Here is a 26004-nt window from a genome sequence, read left to right as displayed (position 1 = left end):
GCTTGCAGCAACTTCAGAAAGCACCATGGCTGTCGTCGAGGAGTCTTTATCCGTTGAACGACTACAGACTGTTGCGGACGTTTAAAGTATAGATCAGGCTGTGGTTGCCGGTTGTTTGGCCTGGCTGGCGCTGCCCATCAGGCCGGAAAGCACGATGGCGAGGATGATCAAGGCGCCGCCCAGCAACATGCGTAAGGTCGGGGTTTCGGCAAACAACAGCCAGGCCACGGTGATGCCGTAGACAGGTTCCATGGCAAACACCACCGAGGCGGTGCGCGCCTTGATCACGGCAAGGCTGGCGACAAACAGGCTATGGGCAAGACCAGTACAAAACACTCCCAGCAACCCGATCCACAGCCAGTCAATCCCACGTACATCCGCCAGCCCTGGTGCGGCCACCGGCAGCAGGCAGGCCGCGACCACCACGTTCTGGCACAGCGCGGCCTGTACCGCAGGAATGCGCCCGGAGCTGGCGCGATTGTTCAGCGATAACAACGAGAACAACAGCCCCGAGGCGATCCCCCACAGTAGGCCGCTGGTGGCCTCGCTGGCGAGGTTGAAATCCGGGGTCACCAGCACCAGGCCAACGGTGACCAGGGCCACTAGCAGCACTTCATTGGCGCGAATGCGCTCGCGGAAGATCAACCCTTCAAGGATCACGGTAAAGGCCGGAAAGGCGGTAAACCCCAGGGTCGCCACGGCCACGCCGGCGACTTTGACGGCAATAAAGAACGTCACCCAATGCGCGGCCAGCAACACACCGCTGACCAGCAGGCGGCGCCAGTCGCGCATCTCCAGTGTCTTCCAGGGCGCGTTGCTGGCAAAGCGGGCAAACACCGCCAGGGCGAGCACAGCAAACGCGGCGCGACCAAACACGATGATGGCAGGGGAGGCCGCCGCCAGCTTGCCGAATACGCCGGTGAGGCCAAACATCAATGCGCCGATATGCAGGGCGCCAAGGGCTGAGCGGGGAGTCATTGCGATCCTTGAAGCAACGGGGGTAACAACCTCGCAGTCTAGAGGCATGGTTTGCGGGCGTCTGTCGCCGGCCTCGCGATTTTTAGCGTGGGGCTCTTGTCAGTCGGCCCGACGCAGGGCGCTGGGCGTGGCGCCAAACTCGCGCAACATGGCGGCACTGAATGCGCTTTGCGAGGCGTAGCCGACGCGCTCGGCAACCTCACCAATGGCAAGCGGTGTGCCGCGCAAAAGCCCCAGCGCCATGTGCAAGCGACGACTGCGAAGATAATCCATCGGCGTTTGCCCGCATTCGGCCATGAAGCGTGCATGCAGGCGCGCCACGGAAAGCCCGGCGATGCGCGCCAGGTCGGCCACCTGCAACGGGCGCGCAGCATGGCGCTGGATATGGGCATTGAACGCTGCATAAGGCAGGCGCCGGCCAGGCTGCGATTTAGCCTGGGGATGATTGAGGCTGGCCAGTAACAGCACCGCACCTTGCTGGACGATCAGCGGGTCGTCCACCGGGCTGTGCGCCAGCCACTGCACCAGTTGGCTTTGCCGCGGATCCAGCGTCAGTCGCGCCGGTTGCCCGAGCAAGCGGCGACTGGCATCGGCATGCTCGCCCAGGGATTGCACCACCCAATGCTCGGTCGGCACATCCAGCACCAGGCAGCGGCTGCCATCGCGGCTGCCACAGGCATGGTGAGTGGAGAAGGGCAGCACCATCACACTGCTCTCGCGCACTTGGCTGCCACGGCCATCGACTTCCAGCTCCAGGTGCCCGGACAGGCCGAACACCAACTGCGCATGATCATGGCTGTGAGCGATGGGGGCTTCGAGGTAGTGGCGTAGCGTGAGGCTCGGGCTCATCGCAATCTCCAGGGCGGCAAGGCGCCAGTCTACAACGCTTTGCGGGCATTGAGCGCTGTCATCAGACTGACGCACAGCTGTCATGGGCTATTAATCGCCAAGGCGCAAGCTCGCGAAAACAGCGTCGAGGGATGCCCATGACCCATGCCGAGTTCACCCAGCCCAGCCGCAAGCAACGGGTGCGAACCCTGTGGATTTCCGACGTGCATCTAGGCACCCGGGATTGCCAGGCCGAGCACTTGTCGCAGTTTCTCAAGGGCTACCACGCCGACAAGGTCTACCTGGTGGGCGATATTATCGATGGTTGGAAAATGCGTGGCGGCATGTATTGGCCCCAGGCCCACACCAATGTGATCCGTCGACTGCTGACCATGGCCAAGCGCGGCACCGAGGTGATCTACGTCACTGGCAACCATGATGAATTTTTACGACGCTATTCCAAGCTGATCCTGGGCAATATCCAGTTGGTCGATGAGGCAGTGCATGTGACCGCCGACGGTCGGCATCTATTGGTGATCCATGGCGACCAGTTCGATGTGATCACCCGTTATCACCGTTGGCTGGCGTTCCTCGGCGACTCGGCCTACGAATTCACCCTCACGCTTAACCGCTGGCTCAACCATTGGCGCGCGCGCTACGGTTATGGCTACTGGTCGCTGTCGGCGTACCTGAAACACAAGGTGAAAACCGCCGTGAGCTTTATCAGCGATTTCGAAGAAGCGATTGCCCACGAAGTCACCAGGCGCGAACTGCATGGGGTGGTGTGCGGGCATATCCACCATGCCGAGATTCGCAAAGTGGGCGAGGTGGATTACCTCAATTGTGGGGATTGGGTGGAATCGTGCACCGCGCTGATCGAGCACTGGGATGGGCATATCGAGTTGTATCGGTTGGCGGACGTCCAGGCCAGGGAGGCGCAGCTCAAGGCTGAAATGGTCGCTGGCTAAAAGCCTCGCCTCGGTAAAAATGTGGGAGGGGGCGTGCCCCCTCCCACATTTTTGATCCCGCAGTTTTCAGTTGGAAACGTCGGCGATAGCTTGGGCCAGCAGCGTCAAACGTGTCGCATCCACCCCGGCCACGTTGGCCCGGCCTGAACTGACCATATACACGCTGTGCTCCTCGCGCAGTTGCTTGACCTGCTCGGCACTCAAACCGGTATAGGAAAACATCCCGCGCTGCGCGCCGATATGGGCAAACTTCTCGGCCAAGCCATGGGGCTTCAAGGCTTCCACCAACCCGGAGCGCAAGTGCGCGATACGCGAGCGCATGGCCTCGACTTCCTCGCTCCACAGTTTTTTCAGCTCGGTATCACCGAGGATGGTCGCCACCACGGCAGCGCCATGATCCGGCGGCGTCGACCACAGGTTGCGGGCGATGTTCGCCAGTTGGCTGCGCACATCGGTGAGCTTTTCGGCATCCGCAGCACACACGATCAGTGCGCCGACCCGGTCGCGATACAGACCAAAGTTCTTCGAGCAGGAACTGGTGACCAGCACTTCCGGCAACTCGGCTGCAAACAGGCGCACCGCCCACGCGTCCTGCTCCAGGCCATCACCAAAGCCCTGGTAAGCAAAGTCAATCAGCGGCAGCAACTGGCGTTCCCGCACGATCTGCAACACCTGGCGCCAGTCATCCTGGGTCAGGTCGAAGCCGGTCGGGTTATGGCAGCAGGCATGCAGCAGCACCACGTCACCCTTGGGTACCGTGGACAGGGTCGCAAGCATCGCCGCCACATCCAGGCGATTGTCGCTGCCTACGTAAGGGTAGTGACTGACCTTAAGCCCAGCCTTGGCGAAGATGGTTTCGTGGATTGGCCAGGTCGGGTTGCTCAACCACACGCCACGGCCAGGCAGGCTCTGGGCGATAAAGTCAGCGCTCAGGCGCAGGGCGCCGGTACCGCCTGGGGTCTGGGTGGCGCCGGCGCGGCGTTCGCGCAACAAGGCCGAATCGGCACCGAGCACCAGTTCGCTGATCAGGGTGCCGAAAGCCGCGTCACCATGGCCACCGATGTAGGTCTTGGTCACCTGGGTATCAACCAGGCGCTGTTCCGCCAGCTTCACCGAGTGGGGAATCGGCGTCAGGCCCTGGTCGTCCTTATACACGCCCACGCCCAGGTCGAACTTGTTCGGGTTGGCATCCTGGGCATACAGGTCCATCAGCCCGAGGATCGGGTCACCGGGCACGCGGCCAATCGCATCGAAGTGCATTACTTGCGGCCCTCGGCAGTCTTGGCCACTTCGTCGGTGCGCGCAGCCATGATGAAGTCGTTGCGGTGCAGGCCCTTGATGGAGTGGCTCCACCAAGTCACGGTGACTTTGCCCCATTCGGTGAGCAGGCCAGGGTGATGGCCTTCTGCTTCGGAGATTTCACCCATGGCGTTGGTGAAGGCCAGGGCGAACTTGAAGTTCTTGAACAGGAAGACCTTTTCCAGCTGCATGACGCCGTCGCGCACTTCGATGTTCCAGTCAGGGATCTGCTTGAGCAGCACCGGCAGTTCTTCATCGCTGACTTGCGGGGCATCGGCGCGGCAGGCTTCGCAGTGGGCTTGGTTCAAGGTGGTCATGGGAGGTGTCCTGAATTCGAATGTTTGAAGGTCAGTGGCGTTACCCTAAAGCAACGCGCGGCCAGGGAACAGACTCACCTGGCCTAAAAAGGCACAGCTCAAGCAGCCTTGGGCTTTGGCGGGAATTTCGGTGCGTGCAAGCCCAATTCCATACCGCGCTCGACCATGCCCATGATGTCTTCCTGCGCCACGTCGAACAGGCGCTTGAGTTCGGGCAATACGAAGTACAGCGGTTGCAGGATGTCGATACGATAAGGGGTGCGCATCGCTTCCAGCGGATCGAAGGCTTGGTGCTCGGGCTCATCCGACAAGCAATACACGCTTTCTTTAGGCGAAGACAGAATGCCGCCACCGTAGATGCGGCGCCCTTGGGGGGTGTCCACCAGGCCGAACTCGATGGTCATCCAGTACAGGCGCGCCAGGTACACCCGTTGCTCCTTGGTGGCCGCCAGGCCGAGCTTGCCGTAGGTGTGGGTGAATTCGGCGAACCAGGGGTTGGTCAGCAGCGGGCAGTGGCCAAAGATCTCGTGGAAAATATCCGGTTCTTGCAGGTAGTCCAGTTCTTCACGGGTACGAATAAAGGTCGCCACCGGAAATTGCTTGCTGGCGAGCAATTCAAAAAAGGTCTGGAAGGGAATCAGTGCGGGTACACGCGCGACTTGCCAGCCGGTGGTTTCGGCCAGCACCTTGTTGATTTCGCCCAACTGGGGGATGCGATCCAAGGGCAGGCCGAGCTTGTCGATGCCGTCCAGGTATTCCTGGCAGGCACGGCCTTCGATCACTTTGAGTTGGCGAGTGATCAGCGTGTTCCATACCGCGTGTTCTTCTGGCGGGTAATGGATAAAACCTTGCGCATCGGGCTCGCGGGCCACGTAGTGCGTCTGCTTCATACGGCTCTCCTGCTAGGCATTCGTTCTTGTTATGTCCTGCGATGCACCTATTGATAACCCGAACAGCGCCGGATTCCATCGCGGTCTTGCCTGGGTGCGTAGGAAAAACTACCCGTTTTCGTAAAGTATTCGTTACGGGTGTAGGCCTTATCTGTGTCTTGGGCTGTGAAAAGGTGACGCGCTGTCACATAATCTTGACGACTATCTGCGCCCAGCGGCAAAAAGACGCGGTGCTTCCCTACTTTTCGAGCCTTTCCATGCGTATCAAAGTGCACTGCCAGAACCGCATCGGCATCCTGCGGGACATCCTCAACCTGTTGGTGGAGTACGGCGTCAACGTCGCCAAGGGCGAGGTCGGCGGTGAGCATGGCAATGCCATCTACCTGTTTTGCCCGAACCTGGTGAACATGCAATTCCAGGCATTGCGCCCGCAGTTCGAGGCGATTGCCGGCGTATTCGGCGTCAAAAGGGTGGGGCTGATGCCGAGCGAGCGGCGGCATATGGAACTCAATGCGCTGCTTGGCGCCCTGGAATTTCCGGTGCTGTCCATCGACATGGGCGGTTCTATCGTCGCTGCCAATCGTGCAGCGGCACAGTTACTCGGTGTGCGGGTGGATGAGGTGCCGGGTATTCCACTGTCGCGCTATGCCGAGGACTTCGATTTGCCGGAACTGGTGCGTGCCAGCAAATCGCGGATCAACGGCTTGCGGGTCAAGGTCAAAGGTGACGTGTTTTTGGCGGATATCGCCCCACTGCAATCCAGTGAGCATGACGACAGTGAGGCCATGGCCGGTGCCGTGCTGACCTTGCATCGCGCTGACCGTGTGGGTGAGCGCATCTACAACGTGCGCAAGCAAGAGCTGCGCGGCTTTGACAGCATCTTTCAAAGCTCCAAAGTGATGGCTGCGGTGGTCCGCGAAGCACGGCGCATGGCACCGCTGGATGCGCCGCTATTAATAGAAGGCGAAACCGGCACCGGCAAAGAACTGCTGGCCCGTGCGTGTCACCTGGCCAGCCCGCGAGGGCAGTCGCCTTTGATGGCCCTCAATTGTGCGGGGTTGCCCGAGTCGATGGCTGAGACTGAACTATTCGGCTACGGCCCCGGTGCTTTTGAGGGGGCGCGAGCGGAGGGCAAGCTCGGGCTGCTGGAGTTGACGGCGGGCGGTACCTTGTTTCTTGATGGCGTTGGTGAAATGAGCGCGAGATTGCAGGTGAAGTTGCTGCGCTTCTTGCAGGATGGGTGTTTCCGTCGGGTCGGCAGTGATGAAGAGGTGTATCTGGATGTGCGGGTGATCTGTGCGACCCAGGTGGACTTGTCGGAACTCTGCGCCCGGGGTGAGTTTCGCCAGGATCTCTATCACCGACTGAACGTGCTGTCGCTGCACATTCCACCCTTGCGTGAATGCCTGGACGGCCTGGCGCCCTTGGTCGAGCATTTTCTTGACCAAGCCAGTCGGCAGATCGGTTGCCCGCTGCCCAAGTTGGCGCCCGCTGCCATGGAGCGTCTTAGCCACTACCACTGGCCAGGCAATGTGCGGCAGTTGGAAAACGTGTTGTTTCAGGCGGTATCGTTGTGTGAGGGCGGCACGGTCAAGGTCGAGCATATTCGTCTGCCGGATTACGGCGTGCGTCAGCCGCTTGGGGATTTTTCGTTGGAAGGCGGTTTGGAGGATATCGTGGGGCGGTTCGAAAAGGCCGTGTTGGAAAGCCTTTACGCCGAGCACCCAAGCAGCCGGCAACTGGGTAAGCGCTTGGGTGTATCGCACACCACCATTGCGAATAAGTTGCGCGACTATAAGGTGATCAAGTAAGGGTATCGCGATGCTGGACACTGCGTCTTGTGAACGCAGTGTCCGATCTGACAACTGTCCAGTGTGTCAGCCGTAGACAATGTTGTACTGGCCTATTTCTTCAATCTTGCCTGTACTTTTGTCCCTCCAGGCCAGCGTTGTGTTTTCGTTGTCAATTTTAAAGAGCTCAATCAGGCTGTAGTTCTTGTCATGTTCCAAGTTGCTCAAACTTTTTTGAATCTCGGGAGAGAGTTTTCCGTACTTGCCGTTTTTCAGGTCCTTGGCAGTTACGCCGTAATCCTTGAATTGTTGGGCTTCGGAATTCGAATTCAACAGCTTTAATAAATCCGTACCGCTCGTTGGCGTCATATAGCCGTTTTCTGGCTGTTCAATAAATACAGGCCTGCCACCGTCGACGGGTGCCCAGAGGTAGGTCAATGCGTATCCGTTAAACTGAGTCACCATCCGGTAGTCCCTATGTTCATCCAGTTTCCCCAGTTCCTTGGTAATACTGGGGGAGAGTGGCCCATATTTGCCGCCAAGCAGATCCTTGGTGGTGATATCCATGTCCATACGGATCATGGCCTGTGGCAGTGTGTCGATAAGTTTATCCAGCGCCTTTACGGCTGGGTTCCAATGTTGATTTATTGGTGCGAATTCGTCTGCGAGCCTTGGAGAGACAAGATAACTTGGCCGCTGATCAGCATACCTGTCAGTAGGGTAGTTCCAGTCACGGCGCATGTCTGGTACGCGCCGCTCGGGAAGGTAGTCCCAGTCGCGACGCATTTGCGGCAAATCCCGGCCAGGGCGATAGTCCCAGTCTGGTTGCATGTCCGAGATGCGTCGGTCGGGGTAATAGTCCCTGGCACGGTGCATCTCTGGAAAGTATCGGTCAGGACGATAGTCTGAAACATCGGCCCTGTGCTCGTGGGTGCACGCGTGATAATGGGGCGCGGCCGATGGGTAGTTAGGTCGGTATACATCATGGTCCGGTCTGCCACCCGCTCTTGTAGGAAAGTAAGGAACACTGAAAGGCAGGGTGGGTACTTGTGAAATAGTGGACATGATACTGATCCTGTAGTTAGTGATAGGTGTGTCGCAAACACGCAACTTTAAATACTCGGGGTGGTGATGTTGCGATGGACAGAATTTACGCAGGCAGTAGGGTGTGTTCAAGTTGTCGTTGTTTAGTAATTGTAAGCGTGTGTCGAGACGTTTTAATTTGGTGTAAGTGTTGTGAGATGTCCGAGAAAGCAAGCGTAAAAACATGTATTAACTAAATGCTCAAGCGCCTGATAAAGATGGGTTTCACTCGCTGTACGTGAATTTGAAATAATAAGTCTGGTAGTCACCGCGTGTGTATTAATAACCCATCGCAACATTTCCCTCGATAAGAGCGGCCCAGGAAGCTGAAATGGCGACGCACCGGCGTAATTCAGGCATGGGGAGGGCTTCGGGCGTCAGGTCTTGCCGCAAGCGGCATAAGTCCGCCGTTTTTTCGACTCTTGAGAGTGGGTCTGCTCGACGCTCCAGCCCTCAACCCCCCCGTATTCAGGGGGCTCCTTCGTTTTTTTTAAAGTTGGTTCGCAAATTGCTTAAGCCTCCTCAGTACAGCGGTGGGCGGCAAGCGTCCGTCAGAAAGAGGAAAGAGCGTGGACAAGTACCTTTATGTGGCAATGACCGGCGCCAGCCAGAATGCACTGGCGCAGAAGGCCCATGCCAACAACCTGGCGAACATTTCCACCAACGGTTTCCAGCGCGACCTGGAGCAGGCGCGTTCGATGCCGGTGTTCGGTGACAGCTTTCCGGCGCGGGCATTTGCCATGACCGAGCGGCCGGCCACTGACTTCTCCCCGGGCGCGATGATCGAAACCGGTCGCGACCTGGATGTGGCCGTCAGCGGCGACGGCTGGATGGCCGTGCAAACCCCCGATGGCGGCGAAGCCTACGTACGCAGCGCGAGCATGAACGTGGATGCGCTGGGGGTGCTGCGTGCCGGCAATGGTATGCCGATCATGGGTAACGGTGGCCCGATTGCCGTGCCGCCCCAGCAGAAAATCGAAGTCGGTGCCGACGGCACCATCAGCATCCGCGCCATGGGCGAAGGCCCGCGGGTGATGGCGGAAGTGGACCGGATCAAGATGGTCCAGCCCGACCTCAAGAACATGACCAAAGGCCTGGACGGCACCATCCACACCAAGGATGGCCAGCCAGCCCAGGCCGATGCGAACGTCAAGCTGACTTCGGGCTTCCTGCAGGCGAGCAACGTCAATGCCGTGGAAGAAATGACCGCGGTGCTGGCGCTTTCCAAGCAGTTCGAGCTGCACATCAAGATGATGAACAGCGCTAAAGAAGACGACCAGGCCATGACGCGCGTCATGCAGATGAGCTGATTCAAGCCCATTAACTAATTTGCAACGTAGCGCCCACCACCCGGCGCACGAAGGAGAACAGCATGCTTCCGGCTCTATGGGTTGCCAAGACAGGCCTGTCCGCCCAGGACACCAACCTGACGACCATTTCCAACAACCTGGCGAACGTGTCGACCACGGGCTTCAAACGTGATCGCGCCGAGTTCCAGGACCTGCTCTATCAGATCAAGAAGCAGCCAGGTGCCCAATCGACCCAGGACAGCGAATTGCCGTCGGGCCTGCAATTGGGTACTGGTGTGCAGATCGTCGGCACCCAGAAAAACTTCAGCGCCGGTAACCTGCAGCAAACCGGCCAGCCGCTGGACATGGCCATCAATGGCCGTGGCTTCTTCCAGATCCTGCAACCGGATGGGACTACCTCCTACACCCGCGACGGTACTTTCCACCTGGACTCCAACGGCCAGATCGTCACCGCCAACGGTTTCGCCCTGGAACCGGCCGTGGTGGTTCCGGCGGATGCCAAGACCTTTACCGTGGGCAACGACGGCACCGTGTCTATCACTGTGGCCGGCAACCCGGCGTCGCAAGTGATCGGCAACCTGCAAACCGCCGACTTCATCAACCCGGCCGGCTTGCAAGCGATGGGCAATAACCTGTTCCTGGAAACTGCCTCCAGCGGCGCGCCGCAAATCGGCACCCCGGGCCTGAACGGGTTTGGCACCACGCTGCAAAGCACCCTGGAAACCTCCAACGTCAGCACCGTTGAGGAGATGGTCAACATGATCACCACCCAGCGCGCCTACGAGATGAACTCCAAGGTGATTTCCACCGCCGACCAGATGCTCTCGTTCGTCACGCAGAATCTGTAATCACGTTTATGGGTCGCTCTTGACGGCGCCTGCAACACCATGAGGTAAGGGTCATGAATCGCTATGTTTCCGTTTTGGCATTGAGTGGGATCGCCGTGCTCGCGGGCTGTGTTGCCCCAACGCCAAAGCCCAATGACCCGTACTACGCGCCGGTGTTGCCACGCACGCCGCTGCCGGCGGCGGCCAATAACGGCTCGATCTACCAGGCTGGTTTCGAACAGAACCTGTACAGCGACCGCAAGGCCTTCCGGGTCGGTGACATCATCACCATCACCCTCAACGAGAAGACCCAGGCCAGCAAGAACGCCAACTCGCAGATCGGCAAGAACAGCAAGACCAGCATCGGCCTGACGTCGCTGTTCGGCGGTGGCCTGAACACCAACAACCCGCTGGGCGGTGGTGACCTGAGCCTGGACGCCGGCTACAGCGGCGACCGTGCCACCAACGGCAAGAGTGCGGCGGGGCAGGGCAACAGCCTGACCGGTTCGATCACCGTGACCGTGGCCGACGTATTGCCCAACGGCATCATCGCCATACGCGGTGAAAAGTGGATGACCCTCAACACCGGCGACGAGCTGGTGCGCATTGCCGGGATGGTCCGTGCCGATGATATTTCCACCGACAATACCGTGCCGTCGACGCGCATTGCCGATGCGCGCATCACCTACTCGGGGACGGGTTCGTTTGCTGATGCAAGCCAGCCGGGCTGGTTTGATCGTTTCTTCCTTAGCCCGCTGTTCCCTTTCTAGGTGGCCATTTTGAATTTCAAACAGCTGATGGCGACGGCGCTCTTGCTGGCCTTGAGCACTGTGGCCCAGGCCGAGCGGCTCAAAGATATCGCCAGTATTTCCGGCGTGCGCTCCAACCAGTTGATCGGCTATGGCCTGGTGGTGGGGCTCAATGGCACGGGTGACCAGACCACCCAGACGCCGTTCACCCTGCAGACCTTCAACAACATGCTGTCCCAGTTCGGTATCAAGGTGCCGCCAGGCTCGGGCAACGTGCAATTGAAGAACGTTGCCGCGGTGTCGATCAGTGCCGATTTGCCGCCATTCGCCAAGCCGGGCCAGGTGGTGGACATTACCGTTTCGTCCATGGGCAACTCCAAAAGCCTGCGTGGCGGCACCTTGCTGATGACGCCGCTCAAAGGTATCGACGGCAACGTCTACGCCATTGCTCAGGGCAACCTGGTGGTCGGCGGGTTTGACGCTGAAGGCCGCGATGGTTCGAAGATCACTGTCAACGTACCGTCGGCCGGGCGCATTCCCGGTGGCGCGACGGTTGAACGCACCGTGCCGAGCGGTTTCAACCAGGGCAACAGCCTGACCCTGAACCTCAATCGCTCCGACTTCACCACTGCCAAGCGCGTGGTCGACAAGATCAACGACATGCTCGGCCCAGGTGTGGCCCAGGCCATCGACGGCGGTTCGATTCGCGTCACCGCACCACTGGACCCCAGCCAGCGTGTGGACTACCTGTCGATCCTGGAAAACCTGGAGGTCGACCCTGGCCAGGCGGTGGCAAAAGTCATCATCAACTCGCGTACCGGCACTATCGTGATCGGTCAGAACGTCAAGGTCTCGCCGGCAGCGGTGACCCACGGCAGCCTGACGGTGACCATCACCGAAGACCCGATCGTCAGCCAGCCGGGCCCGCTGTCCAACGGCCAGACCGCCGTGGTCCCGCGCTCGCGGGTCAATGCCCAGCAAGAAGCCAAGCCGATGTTCAAGTTCGGCCCCGGCACCACCCTGGACGAGATTGTCCGTGCGGTGAACCAGGTGGGCGCAGCGCCCGGCGACTTGATGGCCATCCTCGAAGCTTTGAAACAGGCCGGCGCCTTGCAAGCCGACCTGATCGTGATCTGAGGCCATGGCCATGGATATGCGCAAGAGCGGCATCAGCAGCACGGCGGACTCGGGGTCTTACTCCGACCTGAATCGGCTTAACCAGCTGAAGGTCGGTGATGACAAGAACAGCGAAGGCAACATGCGCAAGGTGGCGCAGGAATTCGAATCGCTGTTCTTGAACGAGATGCTCAAGTCCATGCGCTCGGCCACCGATGCCCTGGGCAAGGACAACCCGTTGAACACCCCGGCGGCCAAGCAGTACCAGGAAATGTACGACCAGCAACTGGCGGTGTCGATGTCCCGCGAGGGCGGTGGTATCGGCCTGGCCGACGTGCTGATGCGCCAGATGCAAAAGAACAAACCGGTGGAGGCCCAGGCCGCCACCTTGCAAGGCCCGGCAGCGGATGGGCCGGTGAGGAAAGTCGATGTGCCGACCGAGATTGCTGCCGGTACCCAGGCTGAGGGCCCGTTGGGGCGCTCCAATGGGCAGCGTCCATTGTGGGCCTATCGCGTGGCCGAGCCGCAGGCCGGGGCCGTTGCGTCTCACAGCAACGACATGGAGCTGATGAACCAGCGCCGTATCGCCTTGCCCAGCAAGCTGACTGACCGTTTGCTTGCCGGCATCGTGCCCAGTACCCAGGTCGAGGCCAAGGCCGCGCCGCTGCGCAACAGTGCCGCCGATGACAACGTCATCAACAGCAGTGCGCGCACCTTTGCCATACCGAGCGGGCGCATGCAGGTGTATGGCCGCGCCATTGCCCAGCCACCGCTGGCACCGGCGAAGAAAGCCTTCAGCTCCCAGGACGAATTCGTTGCCACCATGCTGCCGATGGCCAAGGCCGCCGCCGCACGGATTGGCATCGATCCCAAGTACCTGGTGGCCCAGGCAGCGCTGGAAACCGGTTGGGGCAAATCGGTCATGCGTGCCGAAGACGGCAGCAGCAGCCACAACCTGTTCGGCATCAAGGCCGGCCAGAGTTGGCAGGGCGGCCAGGCCCGTGCGATCACCAGCGAGTTTCGCGATGGGGCGATGGTCAAGGAAACGGCGCAGTTCCGTTCCTACAGCTCCTACCAGGACAGCTTCCACGACCTCGTGACCTTGCTGCAAAGCCATGATCGCTATAAAGAAGTTGTGAAATCAGCCGACAACCCGGAACAGTTTGTACGCGAGTTGCAAAAAGCCGGTTATGCAACCGACCCGGATTACGCCAGCAAGATTTCGCAGATCGCAAAAACCATGAACAGTTACCAGAACTACGCTGCCGCTGGCGCAACCACACATTTATAAGGTCTGAACCATGAGTTTGCTCAGTATCGGGATGTCAGGGCTCAACGCCGCTCAAGGATCGCTGTCGGTCTTGAGTAACAACATCGCCAACGTGAACACCCCGGGGTATTCGCGTCAGCAGACCACGCAGAATACCAACGCGTCGAACCCGTTCGGCGGTGTGTTCATCGGCACTGGTACCACCCTGGCCGACGTGCGCCGGGTGTACAACGAGTACCTGGACACTGCCTACCAGAACAGCACGGCCCTGAACAACGATGCCAAGGCGTATCTGGATCAGGTCGGCGCCGTCGACAAAGTGCTGTCGGACAAGACCACCGGTCTGTCATCGGTGCTCAGCTCGTTCTTCGCTACCCTGCAAACTGCAGCGTCCAACCCCAGCGACCTGTCGGCCCGCCAACTGCTGGTGACCAACGCCCAGACCCTGAGCAGCCGTTTCAACGCGATCTCGACGCAGTTGACCCAGCAGAAAGAGACTATCAACAACCAACTGAGCAGCATGAGTGAGCAGGTCAATCAATTGACCGCCTCGATTGCCTCGCTCAACAAGCAGATCTCCCAAGTGCAAGGCGCGTCTGGCAATGCACCGGCCAACCTGCTGGACTCGCGTAACGAGGCGGTACGCTCGCTCAATGAGCTGATCGGCGTAACGGCCACCGAGAAGAACGGCCAGTTCAGCGTGACCACCGGCAGCGGCCAGTCCCTGGTGGAGGGCGGGATCTCCAATACGATTTCCGCAGTGCCGAGCAAAACCGATAACAGCCAGTACACCATTCAGCTGGACATGAACGGCACCACCATGGACCTGGGCGGCGTCATCAGTGGCGGCAGCATCGGCGGCCTGTTGCGTTATCGCAGTGATGCCTTGATGCCCGCTATCAACGACCTGGGCCGTATCGCCATCGCAACCGCAGACACCATCAATAACCAACTGGGCCAAGGCCTGGACCTCAATGGTGACTTTGGCGTTTCGCTGTTCAAAGACATCAACAGTGCCGCCGCCATTGCTTCGCGCAGCCAGGGCGCCTCGGGCAACAGTGCCGGGGCCGGCAACCTGAATGTGACGATCAAGGACAGCAGTAAGTTGTCCACGTTTGACTACACCGTGACCTTCAGCGACAAGACCGACCCCAACAAGGTCACGGTACTGCGTTCGGACGGCAAGGCAATGGGCACCTTTGACATGGGCTCCACACCGCCGCCGACCATGGATGGCTTTACCCTGGCGCTGGACGGCAAGGGCGCCATGGCGTTTGGCGACAGCTTCAAAGTCAGCCCGACCGCCACCGGCGCAAGCGGTATGGGTGTAGCGCTCACCGATGCCAACAAGCTGGCGTTTGCCGGCCCGCTGGCGGGTACCAGCAGCAAGACCAACAGCGGCACAGGCACATTTACCCAGCCGTCGTTGACGGTGCCGCTGGACATCCATGGCGGCACCGACACCGCACAGTTGCGCGCCGGTATTGAAAACTCGATGCCGGTGAAGATGGTGTTTGGCAAGCCCGCCGCTGACGGCACGCAGTCGTATACGATCAGCGATTCCAAGGGCAACCCGATTGGCACTGGCTCAATCATCCCGGGGCAGGGCAACAAGATCACCGTCGACGTACCGATGCGCGACGCCAGCGGTGCAGCCATCCCCGGCAAGAGCTTCAAGTTCGACACCACCGTCAATGGCTCCCCGGCAGACGGCGACAGCACTACCTTCGCCTTCAACAGCGGCGGCAAATCCGATGGCCGAAACGCCCAGGAACTGCTGAACCTGCAAACCAAGGCCACCGTTGGCATGGGCGAGGGCAACGGGGGCACCAGCCTGGTGGGGGCCAATAGCAAGCTGGTCTCCACTGTCGGCGCCAAGGCCAGCCAGGCCGGGGTCGACAGCGCCGCCACCGGTGCGTTGCTGAGCGCCAATAAAGATGCGCGCAACTCGGTGTCCGGGGTCAACCTGGATGACGAAGCCGGCGACATGATCAAGTTCCAGCAGTACTACACCGCGTCGTCGCAGATCATCAAGGCTGCGCAGGAAACCTTCACCACACTGATGAATGCTCTTTAAGGGAGGCTGGGACGATGCGTATTTCTACACAGCAGTATTTCGAGACCAGCTCTGCCAAGTACCAGAGCAACTATTCCAGCGTGGTCAAGGCCCAGGACCAGGCCAGCACCGGTGTCCGTGTGCAAACCGCCGCGGATGATCCGGTAGCGGCGGCGCGGTTGCTGATGCTGCAACAGCAGAAAGATATGCTGGCGCAATTCAACGGCAATATCGACACGTTGAAGAACTCGCTGACCACCCAGGACGGCGTGCTGGAAAACATCAATATCGCGATTCAGCGGGCCAGTGAGCTGGCGTTGAAGGCGGGTAACGTTGGTATCAGCGACGCTGACCGCAAATCGACTGCCGCCGAGATCGGCGCCATTGAAGATCAGGTGCTGGGCCTGCTCAATACCAAGGACGCCAGCGGTAATTACCTGTTCTCCGGGAGCAAGACCGACACGCCTCCCTACACCCGCAACAATGACGGCACCTACAGCTACCAGGGCGATGACACGCCGTTGAGCCTGAAGGTGGCTGAGAACCTGTCGGTCGCCATGGGCAATACCGCCAAGAGCATGCTGGAAAGCTCGGCGAATACAGGTCGTACGCAAACGGCGCCGATCCTCGTGCCGCCAGCGATCGATGATGGCAAGGTCACCGTGTCTGCCGGGTTGATCGCGGCCAACACCAGCTATAACAGCAGTTTTTCCGACGGCCAGCCGTACAAGCTGACCTTCACCAGCAGCACCCAATATGTCGTAACGGACAATGCCGGCAAGGACATCACCTCGGAGATTCCGGGCAACGGCACTTTCGATGCCACCAAGGAAGGCGGTTCGAGTATCAATCTGCGCGGGGTCAAGTTTGACATCGGCTTGAACCTGGGCAAGGACGCACTGGGCAAAGACATACTGCCCGGCGCGCCATCGGACGCCATCGTCAAGGATCGCGAGTTCAGCTTGTCGGTCAAGCCGGACACCTTCAGTGTTTCACGCACCCCGAGCAATCCGTCCACTGCGCAACTGAGCGGCGGCACGGTGAGCGATCCGGCGGCATACGCCAGCACCTTTCCCAACTCGGGTGTCGTCGTCAAGTTTGGCGCGGCCGGTGCCTATGATCTGTATGCGCAGCCGTATACCGCAGACAGTAAATCCATTGCCAGTGGCACCCTGGCAGCTGGTGCAACGTCAATCACGGCGGCGGGCGTGACCTTCGATGTCACCACCGCACCGGCGCCGGCAGCCGGCGACCAGTTTTCGATCAGTGCCACCAGCAACAAGAACGAGAATGTCCTCGACACCTTGAGCCATTTGCGCAAAATCCTGGAAACGCCGTCAGACGGCAACCCGGCGGCGCAGAAGGAGCTCAAGGATGTGGTGGCCAAGTCCATTGGCAACCTGACCAATGCCTACAGTCAGATCGACCAGGCGCGCGGTTCCCTGGGTGCGCGCCTCAATGGCCTGGATATTCAGTCCAAGGAAAACGTCAGCCTGGACCTGGCCAATACCACCACCATGAATGCCCTGGGCAATGTCGACTTCGCCGAGGCCGCCATCAACCTGAGCTTGCAGCAGACCATGTTGCAGGCTTCGCAGTTGGCCTTTGTGAAAATCTCGCAGTTGAGCCTGTTCAACAAGATGTGATCGGCGCTGTGCACGACGGCCCAGCCTGGAAACAGGCTGGGCCGTCGTCGTTTCCGTGGCGCAATTGTTGAAACGTTTTGCATAAACCACGCAAAATTGAGTGACCTGTGAGTCATAAAGCGCATCTTCACTGTATCGTGTGAAAAGGATAAGTCGTCACAGGGCCTTCATCGGGCGGCTTTCACCGGGATTTTTATGGGGTTATCCCCTTTATTGTCAGCACTTCCGGCATAGCCCGAGGGGTGTTCTCCAGCTATTTAGTATTGGGAAGCCACAATGATTGGCATAAAAAGCATCGCCAGTTACGTGCCGGCGGACGGGATCGATAACTACGCCCAGGGTGCCAAGTTCGCCAAGGATGAAGAATTCATCATTGGCAAGATCGGCTCGGCGTTCCTGCCGCGCAAGGAAGCTGCACAGGAGACTTCCGATCTGTGCGTCGAAGCAGTCAACGCCTTGTTTGCCAACAACCCCGAATTGAAGCGTGAGTCCATCGACGCGCTGATCGTCGTCACCCAGAACGGCGATGAAGAGGGCCTGCCTCATACCGCCGCCATCGTTCAGGACAAACTGGGCCTGCCTACCCACGTTGCCGCCTTCGATATTTCCCTGGGCTGCTCCGGCTACGTCTACGGCATCTACGCGATGAAGGGCTTCATGGAAGCCGCCGGCCTGAAAAACGGCCTGCTGATCACTGCAGACCCGTATTCGAAGATCGTCGACCCGGAAGACCGCAACACCACCATGCTGTTCGGCGATGCCGCCACCGCCACCTGGATGGGCGAAGATGCGCCGTGGTTGCTCGGCAAATCCAAGTTCGGCACCGACGGTTCCGGCGCGCCGCACCTCAAAGTCAGCGACGGCGTGTTCTTCATGAACGGCCGCCAGGTATTCAATTTCGCACTGCTGAAAGTGCCTGCGCACTTGCACGAGTTGCTCGCCGAGTCGGACCTCAAGGCCGATGACATCGATGCGTTCTGCATCCACCAGGGCAGTGCGGCCATCGTCGATGCCGTGGCGCGTCGCTTTGAAGAGGCGCCGGTGGACAAGTTCATCAAGGACATGGTCGAGACCGGCAACACCGTGTCGTCGAGCATCCCGCTGCTGCTGGAAAAGCACGTGATGGACGCTACCTGGAAGCGCGTGGCAATCAGCGGGTTTGGTGTGGGCCTGTCGTGGGGCTCGGCGATTCTCTATCGTCCGTGATGCTTTAGCCGCTGCACAAAAAAACGCCTATGATCCCACGATCATCGGCGTTTTTTTATTGGCGCCAGAAAAGCCAATGAAACCGGGCTTCTGTGCCTGCATAAGCCCTTGAAATACAAGGGCTGGCACAGGGCTACTAAAAAAAATCAAAAAAATCCTCAAGCAACCGGCTACCACGACGATAACTATTACGTAGGTTCTCTAGGCCACACCCGGCGGTCGCCAGGGCCGGAAGCCGCAGTATCCAAACCACGAGGATTTCGTCATGGCATTATCAGTAAACACCAACATCACCTCCCTGGGTGTCCAGAAGAACCTGAACAAAGCTTCCGACGCCCTGAGCCAGTCGATGAACCGTCTGTCCTCCGGCCTGAAAATCAACAGCGCCAAAGACGACGCTGCCGGCATGCAGATCGCCAACCGTCTGAACAACCAGGTCAAAGGCCTGAACGTTGCCATCGCCAACGCCAACAACGGCGTGTCGATCGCCCAGACCGCTGAAGGCGCGATGCAAGAATCCACCAACACCCTGCAGCGTCTGCGTGAACTCGCCCTGCAAGCGTCCAACGGTGACAAAAGCGACGCTGACCGTGTTTCCCTGCAGCAGGAATTCACCGCTAAAGTGGGCGAGCTGAACCGTATCGCCAGCACCACCACCTTCGGTGGTCGTAACCTGCTCGACGGCTCGTTCAGCAACGTAGCCTTCCAGATCGGCGCCAACGCCAACGAGACTATCTCGTTCGGTATGACCGACATCAGCTCGACTGCGCTGAAGGGTAACTACAAAGAGGCTGCTGTAAATGGCACCGCGATGACTGGTCTGGCTGCTACTTCGACCGGCTCCGTGTTGGGCGGTACTAAAGCCACTGTAACCGGTGGTGCCGCAGCACTGGCAACTGTTGCAACTGACGCGTTCACCATTAACGGTACTGAAATTACTCTGGGTGTTGCCGCTGCTGGTGCAGCAGCCGGTACTGCTGCCGTTACTGCTATCAACGCTCAAACAGCTACCACTGGTGTTACTGCTAGCGCTGATGCTGCCGGTGTCGTTACTCTGACCTCGAAAAGTGCTATTACCCTGGGCGCTTCCGCTACCGGCGGCGCAACAGCGGGCCTGGCCAAACTCGGTCTGACTGCAGGTGCTACTCCAGCTACCAACAGTACCCCTACCGGCACCACCGCAATGGGTTTGACTGGCGGTATCTCGGTTAACGGCACTGCTGTAGCCTGGACTGCCACTGATACAATGGCTGACGTGCTGACTGACATCGCTGCTGCTGCGGGTGCTGGTGCAACCGCTACATTGGTTGATGGTCGTGTCAAAGTGACCTCCGGTGGTGGCCAGGACATCAAGCTGTCCAACACCTCTGCGGGTTCGCTGTCGCAATTGGGTCTTTCCGCTGGTACTTCCCAAGCCAAACTGACCGCTGACACCTCCATCGATGTGAACGGTGTTGAAGTCAAGTTCAAGAAGGGTGACACCGCTGACGCGATCGTTTCTTCGATCAACAGCGCCAGCACCGGTGTTCAAGCCAGCAAAAACGCTGACGGCACCCTGAACCTGTTCGCTGACAAAGACATCACCATCAAGGATGGTAGCGCCGGTACTGGCCTGGCTGCACTGGGTCTGACCGCTGTTGCAGCGGCCGGCACCAAAACCGCCGTCACCATGGAAACCAGCGTTTCCGACCTGAACATCCTGACTGCCGCTGCTTCGCAACAGGCTACCCAGGCTCTGGACGATGCCATGCAGCAGATCGACAGCCAGCGTTCGCAGCTGGGTGCCGTACAAAACCGCTTCACCAGCACCGTGGCCAACCTGCAGAGCATTTCGCAGAACTCCTCCGCTGCCAAAGGCCGCGTAGAAGACGCTGACTTCGCTTCTGAAGCCGCTGAGCTGACCAAGCAACAAACCCTGCAACAGGCTTCCACTGCGATCCTGTCCCAGGCCAACCAACTGCCATCCGCTGTACTGAAGCTGCTTCAGTAATAGCGCTAGCGGTTAAATAACGGGAGGGTGCGTTTAACGACGTGCCCTTCCGTTTTTTCAGTTTGGAGGTGGTGACATGGACATGAGCATCAAGCTGACCTCGTCTTACCCCGCAGCCACGGCTTCGGCCAACCTTGGCGCAGTGGTGACCCAGGCCAAGCCTGTGGCCAGCAATGAGCCGATCAAGAGTGAAGAGCCTCAGCGCGTGGCGCTGGAGAAGGCTGTTACCGATATGCGTGAGTTTGTGCAGGCTTCACAGCGCAACCTGGATTTTTCCATCGATGACTCTACCGGCAAGGTAGTGGTCAAGGTGATCGCCACCGACAGTGGTGAAGTGATTCGACAGATTCCATCGGAGACCGCGCTGAAACTGGCGCAGAACCTGAGCGATGCCGGCAGCCTGTTGTTTGATAGCAAGGCTTGAGTTGGCACGAAACATGTTTCTGATTGCGGTCTAGGCGTTTAAGCGCCAAAAAAACGGCCGCCGCAGGACAAGGAGAATGAAAAATGGCTAGTTCAACGATTTCCGGCCCTGGTTCGGGCTACGACACGCAAGCTATCGTCAAGGCGTTGGTGGGGGCTGAACAAGCGCCTAAACAACAGCAGATCACCAACGAGCAGAAAACTGCCACCGTCCAGTTGTCGGCAGTTGGTTCGATCAAGACGGCGTTGGAGGCCTATCAGGCGGCGATCACCAAGTTGAATAACCCCTCCGCGTTCAATGGGCTGGCGGCAAGTTCTTCGGAAGAGAAAAACGCCAAGGTGACGTTGGGTGACGGAGCATCCAGTGGCAAGTACGTGTTGCAAGTCGATAACCTGGCAACCGCTTCAAAAGTTACCACTGCGGTGAATGCTGAGGGTGCCTCGGGCAAGGCCAACACTACAGACGAAGACCAGACGCTGACCATCAACCAGTCGGGTAAAAGCTTCGATGTGGTGATTCCAGGTGGCGCGACCCTGCAACAGGTGCGAGAGTCAATCAATACCCAGCTCTCGTCGCAGGGTATCAGTGCCAACGTATTGAGCGACTCCAATGGTGCGCGACTGGTACTGACCTCGACCAATATGGGCGAAGGCACCGACATCACCCTCAGCGGTGATTCGCAACTGGCCAGCGGGTATGACAAAGGCACGCCGCCGACCAACGCCAAGTACTCCATCGACGGCATTGCAATGTCATCCAGCAGCAACAAAATCACGTCGGCGATCAGTGGCGTCACGTTGGAGCTGTTGGACACCATTGATGTGAAAAAACCGACGACCATTACCGTGGCCAGTAACACTGACACGTTGAAAACCTCGGTACAGTCCTTCGTCAGTGCGTACAACACGCTGATGACCTCCATCAATACCCAGACCAAAGTTACTGCAACCGGTGACGCGTCGACTACCACTGCCGGTGCGTTGACCGGCGATGCATCAATGCGTCAATTGGTGAACAGCCTACGCTCCGAACTGGTCAACGGCTCCGGCGCGGGCACCATGACCAGCCTGGCCCAGATGGGTATCACCACCGATCAGAAAACCGGCCTGCTGAGCCTGGATGACAAGACGTGGGACAAGGCGGTAGTCAAAGGCGCTGGCGATATTGCCAAGCTGTTCACCGGCGACACTGGTTTGATCACGCGCATGAACAAGGCGACGAAGAGCTACGTGGGCACCACCGGCACCCTGGCAACCCGGGCGACGGATCTCAACAACAAGTTGACCGACTTGACCAAAGAGACGGCCGACCTGACACGACGTATGGACGCCTTGCAAAAATCCCTGACCGCCAAGTACACGGCCATGGACACCATGATCGCGCAGATCAACGCCAGCAGCTCCAGCATCCTGACTACCCTCAACTCGCTGAACAATCCGAAATCGAACTGATGGGCGGCGCGCTTTCAGGCCCTGATTCAGGGCCTTGGCGTATGGTTGGGGATTAAAGTTTTCGTCGCCACGGTCGAAAAACTGGTTAAGCAAACCGATTCGATTGTCGCCAGTTACGAGGTAGCAACATGAACCCAATGAGAGCCCTTCGTCAGTACCAGAAGGTCAACGCCCATGCGCAGGTCTCCGAAGCCAGCCCGCACCGCCTGGTGCAGATGTTGATGGAGGGTGGCCTCGACCGATTGGCACAGGCCAAGGGGGCGTTGAGTCGCGGTGACGTCGCGCAAAAAGGACTGATGCTGGGCAAGGCGATCGAAATCATTTCTGGCTTGCGCGATGGCCTGGAGCCGGAGAAGGCCGAAGATCCGGCAGCGATCCAGCGTCTGGATGCCTTGTACAACTACATGGGTAATCGTCTGGTCGAGGCCAACCAAGTCAATGACGCCGAGATGATCGACGAAGTTGCGCGCTTGCTGATCACCGTCAAGACCGGCTGGGATGCCATCGCTCCACAATGAGGCCGATCGCCTTGAGGGACACATCATGAGCCATGCACTGCAACGCATCGACGAAACCCGCGAAGCCCTTCTCGGCGCGCTGGCTGAGCGCAATTGGGAAGCCGTGGGCGAGTTGGACCTGGGTTGCCGCGCGGTGATTGATGAGGTGCTCAGCGAAGCGCCGGTGGACGAGGGCGCCTTGCGCGAGAAACTGGAAAGCCTGTTGGTGGTGTATCAGCAGTTGCTGGAGGTCACGACCGGCGAGCGCCAGGCGATTTTCGAAGAGATGTCGCAGATCAACCAAGCGAAAAATGCGTCAAAGGTTTACCATCTCTTCGGTTGAACGGGCGCAGTTAATCCGCACGGCGCGTCATATATTTGACTGTGCCAGCATTTTTGACTTAACTAGTGCTGTTTTCAGATTTCAGACGTCTAGTAGGTAACAAATCTTACAGGCGTCTTGATTGCCCTCATTCCGGGGCAGGAAGTTTTACTAGGGAAGTTGCTATTGCATGTGGCGTGAAACCAAAATTCTGCTGATCGATGACGATAGCGTCCGCCGCCGCGATTTAGCGGTGATTTTAAATTTTCTTGGTGAAGAAAATTTACCCTGCGGCAGCCACGATTGGCAGCAGGCGGTCAGCTCGTTGGCGTCGAGCCGTGAAGTCATCTGTGTATTGATCGGGACGGTAAACGCTCCTGGCGCAGTTCTGGGCCTGTTAAAGACACTGTCAACCTGGGATGAGTTCCTTCCGGTGTTGCTGATGGGCGATATTTCTTCTGTGGACCTGCCGGAAGACCAGCGCCGCCGCGTGCTTTCCACCCTGGAAATGCCGCCCAGCTACAGCAAATTGCTCGATTCGCTGCACCGCGCCCAGGTCTATCGCGAGATGTACGACCAGGCCCGCGAACGTGGCCGTCACCGTGAACCCAACCTGTTTCGCAGCCTCGTCGGCACCAGCCGGGCGATCCAGCACGTGCGTCAGATGATGCAGCAAGTGGCCGACACCGACGCCAGCGTGCTGATCCTCGGCGAGTCGGGCACCGGCAAGGAAGTGGTCGCACGTAACCTGCACTATCACTCCAAGCGTCGCGACGGGCCTTTTGTGCCGGTCAACTGCGGGGCGATCCCGGCAGAGCTGCTGGAAAGCGAGCTGTTCGGCCACGAGAAGGGCGCCTTTACCGGGGCGATCACCAGCCGTGCCGGGCGTTTCGAGCTGGCCAATGGCGGCACGCTGTTCCTTGACGAAATCGGCGACATGCCACTGCCGATGCAGGTCAAGTTGCTGCGTGTGTTGCAGGAGCGCACCTTCGAGCGCGTGGGCAGCAACAAGACCCAGAGCGTGGACGTGCGCATCATTGCCGCCACCCACAAGAACCTCGAAAGCATGATCGAGGTCGGCAGCTTCCGCGAAGACCTGTACTACCGCCTCAACGTATTCCCCATCGAGATGGCCCCGCTGCGCGAGCGCGTGGAAGACATCCCGTTGCTGATGAACGAGCTGATCTCGCGCATGGAGCACGAAAAACGCGGCTCCATTCGTTTCAACTCCGCTGCGATCATGTCCCTGTGCCGCCACGGCTGGCCGGGTAACGTGCGTGAGCTGGCCAACCTGGTGGAGCGCATGGCGATCATGCATCCGTACGGGGTGATCGGCGTGGTCGAGTTGCCGAAGAAATTCCGCTACGTCGATGATGAAGACGAGCAGATGGACAGCCTGCGCAGTGACATGGAAGAGCGCGTGGCCATCAACGGTCATACCCCGGACTTCGGTGCCACCGCCATGCTGCCGCCCGAAGGTCTTGACCTCAAGGACTACCTCGGTAACCTGGAACAAGGGTTGATCCAGCAGGCCCTGGACGATGCGCATGGCATCGTTGCCCGCGCCGCCGAGCGTCTGCGCATCCGCCGCACCACCCTGGTGGAGAAGATGCGCAAGTACGGTATGAGCCGCAAAGAAGGTGATGAACAGGCGGATGATTGACGCCTGTTTTTCAACTAGCTGATTTATAGGTAGATTTTTTTCGGCACGGGTATTGCTACAGCCCTCGCAACGTTCCGTTTAACTGACGGTCAGCCAAGCGAGAGAGCATCATGCCCCACGCCGCCCAACTATCTTCGGCCCCTGCCATCCAGGGGCTGGTTTCGCCTGTAGAACCGCCGACCCGCCAGGGCCTGGAACAAGCGTTCTCGCAGTTCAACCAGATGTCGAGCCAACTGACCGACTCCTACAGTCTGCTTGAGGCGCGGGTGTCCGAGCTTAAAGGCGAGCTGGCGGTGGTCAGCGCCCAGCGCATGCAAGAGCTGGCGGAAAAGGAACGCCTGGCCAACCGTCTGCAAAATCTTCTGGACCTGTTGCCCGGTGGCGTGATCGTCATCGACGACCAGGGCCGTGTGCGCGAAGCCAACCCGGCGGCCTGCGACCTGCTGGGCCTACCGCTGGAAGGCGAGCTGTGGCGCCATGTCATCACCCGCTGCTTTGCGCCGCGAGAAGATGACGGTCACGAAGTCTCCCTCAAGGACGGACGCCGCCTGTCTATCGCCACTCGCTCCCTGGATGCCGAGCCAGGCCAATTGGTGCTGCTCAATGACCTGACGCAAACCCGTCACCTGCAAGACCAGTTGGCCCGTCATGAGCGGCTGTCGTCGTTGGGCAGGATGGTCGCCTCGTTGGCGCATCAGATCCGCACGCCCTTGTCGGCGGCGTTGATCTACGCCAGTCATTTGACTGATGAGCAATTGCCTGTAGCCACTCAGCAACGATTTGCCGGGCGCCTCAAGGAGCGCTTGCATGAATTGGAGCACCAGGTGCGCGACATGCTGGTGTTTGCCCGCGGCGAATTGCCGCTGACCGACCGTGTCACGCCTGCCGGGTTGATGCAGGCCTTGCAAGCAGCGGCGGCGACCCATGTACAGGGCGCCAACCTGCGTTGGCAATGTGACAGCCACCAAGGCGAGTTGCTGTGCAACCGCGACACCCTGGTCGGCGCCTTGCTCAACCTGATCGAAAACGCCACTCAGGCCAGCGGCCCGGATGCACGCCTCAAAGTGCACCTCTACGCCCGCGAACAAACCCTGCGCCTGTGTATCAGCGACAGCGGCAGCGGCATCGACCCCCAGGTGCTGCAACGCCTGGGCGAGCCGTTTTTTACCACCAAGACCAACGGCACTGGCCTGGGCCTGACCGTGGTCAAGGCAGTGGCACGCGCCCATCAGGGAGAATTGCAGTTGCGCTCCCGGTTGGGGCGCGGCACCTGTGCATTGATGACCTTGCCGCTGTTTTCCAGCGCTGCGAGCGCGGAGTAAAA

General features: G+C 59.3%; 23 protein-coding genes. 17 read left to right on the top strand and 6 right to left on the bottom strand.

Going from position 1 to position 26004, the window contains the following annotated elements; genetic code table 11:
- Window positions 1–93: 93 nt before the first annotated feature.
- Window positions 94–978, bottom strand: coding sequence for a DMT family transporter (locus E3O56_RS21685; protein WP_032880046.1), 885 nt, complete (start codon window positions 976–978; stop codon window positions 94–96).
- A gap of 99 nt (window positions 979–1077) precedes the next feature.
- Entirely contained in the window at window positions 1078–1827 is a 750-nt protein-coding gene (locus E3O56_RS21680) for an AraC family transcriptional regulator (protein WP_032880047.1), read from the bottom strand.
- 137 nt (window positions 1828–1964) lie between these two features.
- On the opposite strand from E3O56_RS21680, the gene E3O56_RS21675 reads away from it, so the two are divergent.
- On the top strand, window positions 1965–2774 hold the full coding sequence (locus E3O56_RS21675) for a UDP-2,3-diacylglucosamine diphosphatase (RefSeq protein WP_228308799.1): 810 nt from the start codon (window positions 1965–1967) through the stop codon (window positions 2772–2774).
- 66 nt (window positions 2775–2840) lie between these two features.
- On the opposite strand, the gene E3O56_RS21670 is transcribed toward E3O56_RS21675, so the two are convergent.
- The 3 genes from E3O56_RS21670 to phhA form a co-directional block, all read right to left on the bottom strand.
- Complete coding sequence (locus E3O56_RS21670; protein WP_078821979.1) at window positions 2841–4034, bottom strand: amino acid aminotransferase; 1194 nt, start codon at window positions 4032–4034, stop codon at window positions 2841–2843.
- A complete protein-coding gene (locus tag E3O56_RS21665) occupies window positions 4034–4390 on the bottom strand; it encodes a 4a-hydroxytetrahydrobiopterin dehydratase (RefSeq protein ID WP_005790113.1) in 357 nt (118 codons plus the stop codon). The genes E3O56_RS21670 and E3O56_RS21665 overlap by 1 nt, the downstream gene beginning before the upstream one ends.
- 98 nt (window positions 4391–4488) lie before the next feature.
- Complete coding sequence (gene phhA / locus E3O56_RS21660; protein WP_043049667.1) at window positions 4489–5280, bottom strand: phenylalanine 4-monooxygenase; 792 nt, start codon at window positions 5278–5280, stop codon at window positions 4489–4491.
- A 257-nt stretch (window positions 5281–5537) separates the two neighbouring features.
- Here phhA and E3O56_RS21655 point away from each other — a divergent pair, with 257 nt between their 5' ends.
- Window positions 5538–7091 carry a sigma-54-dependent phenylalanine hydroxylase transcriptional regulator PhhR gene (locus E3O56_RS21655; RefSeq protein ID WP_005790109.1) on the top strand — a complete coding sequence of 518 codons (1554 nt, stop codon included), beginning with the start codon at window positions 5538–5540 and terminating at the stop codon, window positions 7089–7091.
- A 66-nt stretch (window positions 7092–7157) separates the two neighbouring features.
- Here the strand turns inward: E3O56_RS21655 and E3O56_RS21650 are convergent, their stop codons facing one another.
- Entirely contained in the window at window positions 7158–8135 is a 978-nt protein-coding gene (locus E3O56_RS21650; protein WP_143508474.1) for a hypothetical protein, read from the bottom strand.
- A 587-nt stretch (window positions 8136–8722) separates the two neighbouring features.
- Between E3O56_RS21650 and E3O56_RS21645 the strand changes: the two genes are divergently transcribed.
- The 15 genes from E3O56_RS21645 (at window position 8723) to E3O56_RS21575 (ending at window position 26002) form a co-directional block, all read left to right on the top strand.
- Window positions 8723–9463: a flagellar basal body rod protein FlgF gene (locus E3O56_RS21645; protein WP_032880052.1), complete on the top strand. Its 741-nt coding sequence runs from the start codon at window positions 8723–8725 to the stop codon at window positions 9461–9463.
- A gap of 62 nt (window positions 9464–9525) precedes the next feature.
- Window positions 9526–10311 (top strand): flagellar basal-body rod protein FlgG, encoded by a 786-nt coding sequence (gene flgG, locus E3O56_RS21640; protein ID WP_005790105.1) that lies wholly within the window; start codon window positions 9526–9528, stop codon window positions 10309–10311.
- A gap of 53 nt (window positions 10312–10364) precedes the next feature.
- Complete coding sequence (gene flgH, locus E3O56_RS21635) at window positions 10365–11060, top strand: flagellar basal body L-ring protein FlgH (protein WP_005790104.1); 696 nt, start codon at window positions 10365–10367, stop codon at window positions 11058–11060.
- A gap of 27 nt (window positions 11061–11087) precedes the next feature.
- Window positions 11088–12176 carry a flagellar basal body P-ring protein FlgI gene (locus tag E3O56_RS21630; RefSeq protein WP_164699565.1) on the top strand — a complete coding sequence of 363 codons (1089 nt, stop codon included), beginning with the start codon at window positions 11088–11090 and terminating at the stop codon, window positions 12174–12176.
- A 4-nt stretch (window positions 12177–12180) separates the two neighbouring features.
- A complete protein-coding gene (gene flgJ, locus E3O56_RS21625; protein WP_103733680.1) occupies window positions 12181–13446 on the top strand; it encodes a flagellar assembly peptidoglycan hydrolase FlgJ in 1266 nt (421 codons plus the stop codon).
- 10 nt (window positions 13447–13456) lie between these two features.
- Complete coding sequence (flgK, locus tag E3O56_RS21620) at window positions 13457–15502, top strand: flagellar hook-associated protein FlgK (RefSeq protein WP_005790099.1); 2046 nt, start codon at window positions 13457–13459, stop codon at window positions 15500–15502.
- A gap of 14 nt (window positions 15503–15516) precedes the next feature.
- Window positions 15517–17127 (top strand): flagellar hook-associated protein 3, encoded by a 1611-nt coding sequence (locus tag E3O56_RS21615; protein ID WP_078821976.1) that lies wholly within the window; start codon window positions 15517–15519, stop codon window positions 17125–17127.
- Window positions 17128–17403: 276 nt separating this feature from the next.
- Complete coding sequence (locus E3O56_RS21610; RefSeq protein WP_005790096.1) at window positions 17404–18333, top strand: ketoacyl-ACP synthase III; 930 nt, start codon at window positions 17404–17406, stop codon at window positions 18331–18333.
- 265 nt (window positions 18334–18598) lie between these two features.
- Complete coding sequence (locus tag E3O56_RS21605; RefSeq protein ID WP_005790094.1) at window positions 18599–20323, top strand: flagellin; 1725 nt, start codon at window positions 18599–18601, stop codon at window positions 20321–20323.
- Between the two features lie 76 nt (window positions 20324–20399).
- Entirely contained in the window at window positions 20400–20747 is a 348-nt protein-coding gene (locus E3O56_RS21600; RefSeq protein WP_078821974.1) for a flagellar protein FlaG, read from the top strand.
- 83 nt (window positions 20748–20830) lie between these two features.
- Complete coding sequence (gene fliD / locus E3O56_RS21595; RefSeq protein WP_248128970.1) at window positions 20831–22198, top strand: flagellar filament capping protein FliD; 1368 nt, start codon at window positions 20831–20833, stop codon at window positions 22196–22198.
- A gap of 128 nt (window positions 22199–22326) precedes the next feature.
- A complete protein-coding gene (gene fliS / locus E3O56_RS21590) occupies window positions 22327–22716 on the top strand; it encodes a flagellar export chaperone FliS (protein ID WP_148852733.1) in 390 nt (129 codons plus the stop codon).
- A gap of 25 nt (window positions 22717–22741) precedes the next feature.
- Window positions 22742–23038, top strand: a complete 297-nt coding sequence (locus E3O56_RS21585; RefSeq protein WP_014719354.1) for a hypothetical protein — start codon at window positions 22742–22744, stop codon at window positions 23036–23038.
- A gap of 169 nt (window positions 23039–23207) precedes the next feature.
- A complete protein-coding gene (locus tag E3O56_RS21580; RefSeq protein WP_032880059.1) occupies window positions 23208–24680 on the top strand; it encodes a sigma-54 dependent transcriptional regulator in 1473 nt (490 codons plus the stop codon).
- A 110-nt stretch (window positions 24681–24790) separates the two neighbouring features.
- Window positions 24791–26002 (top strand): ATP-binding protein, encoded by a 1212-nt coding sequence (locus E3O56_RS21575; protein WP_005790086.1) that lies wholly within the window; start codon window positions 24791–24793, stop codon window positions 26000–26002.
- Window positions 26003–26004: the final 2 nt, after the last annotated feature.

Source organism: Pseudomonas sp. W2Aug9 (genome assembly GCF_023127755.1).
GTDB lineage: Bacteria > Pseudomonadota > Gammaproteobacteria > Pseudomonadales > Pseudomonadaceae > Aquipseudomonas > Aquipseudomonas synxantha_A.
The sequence above is the reverse complement of the archived record's forward strand: the minus strand, read 5'-3'. Positions and strand labels throughout refer to the sequence as shown.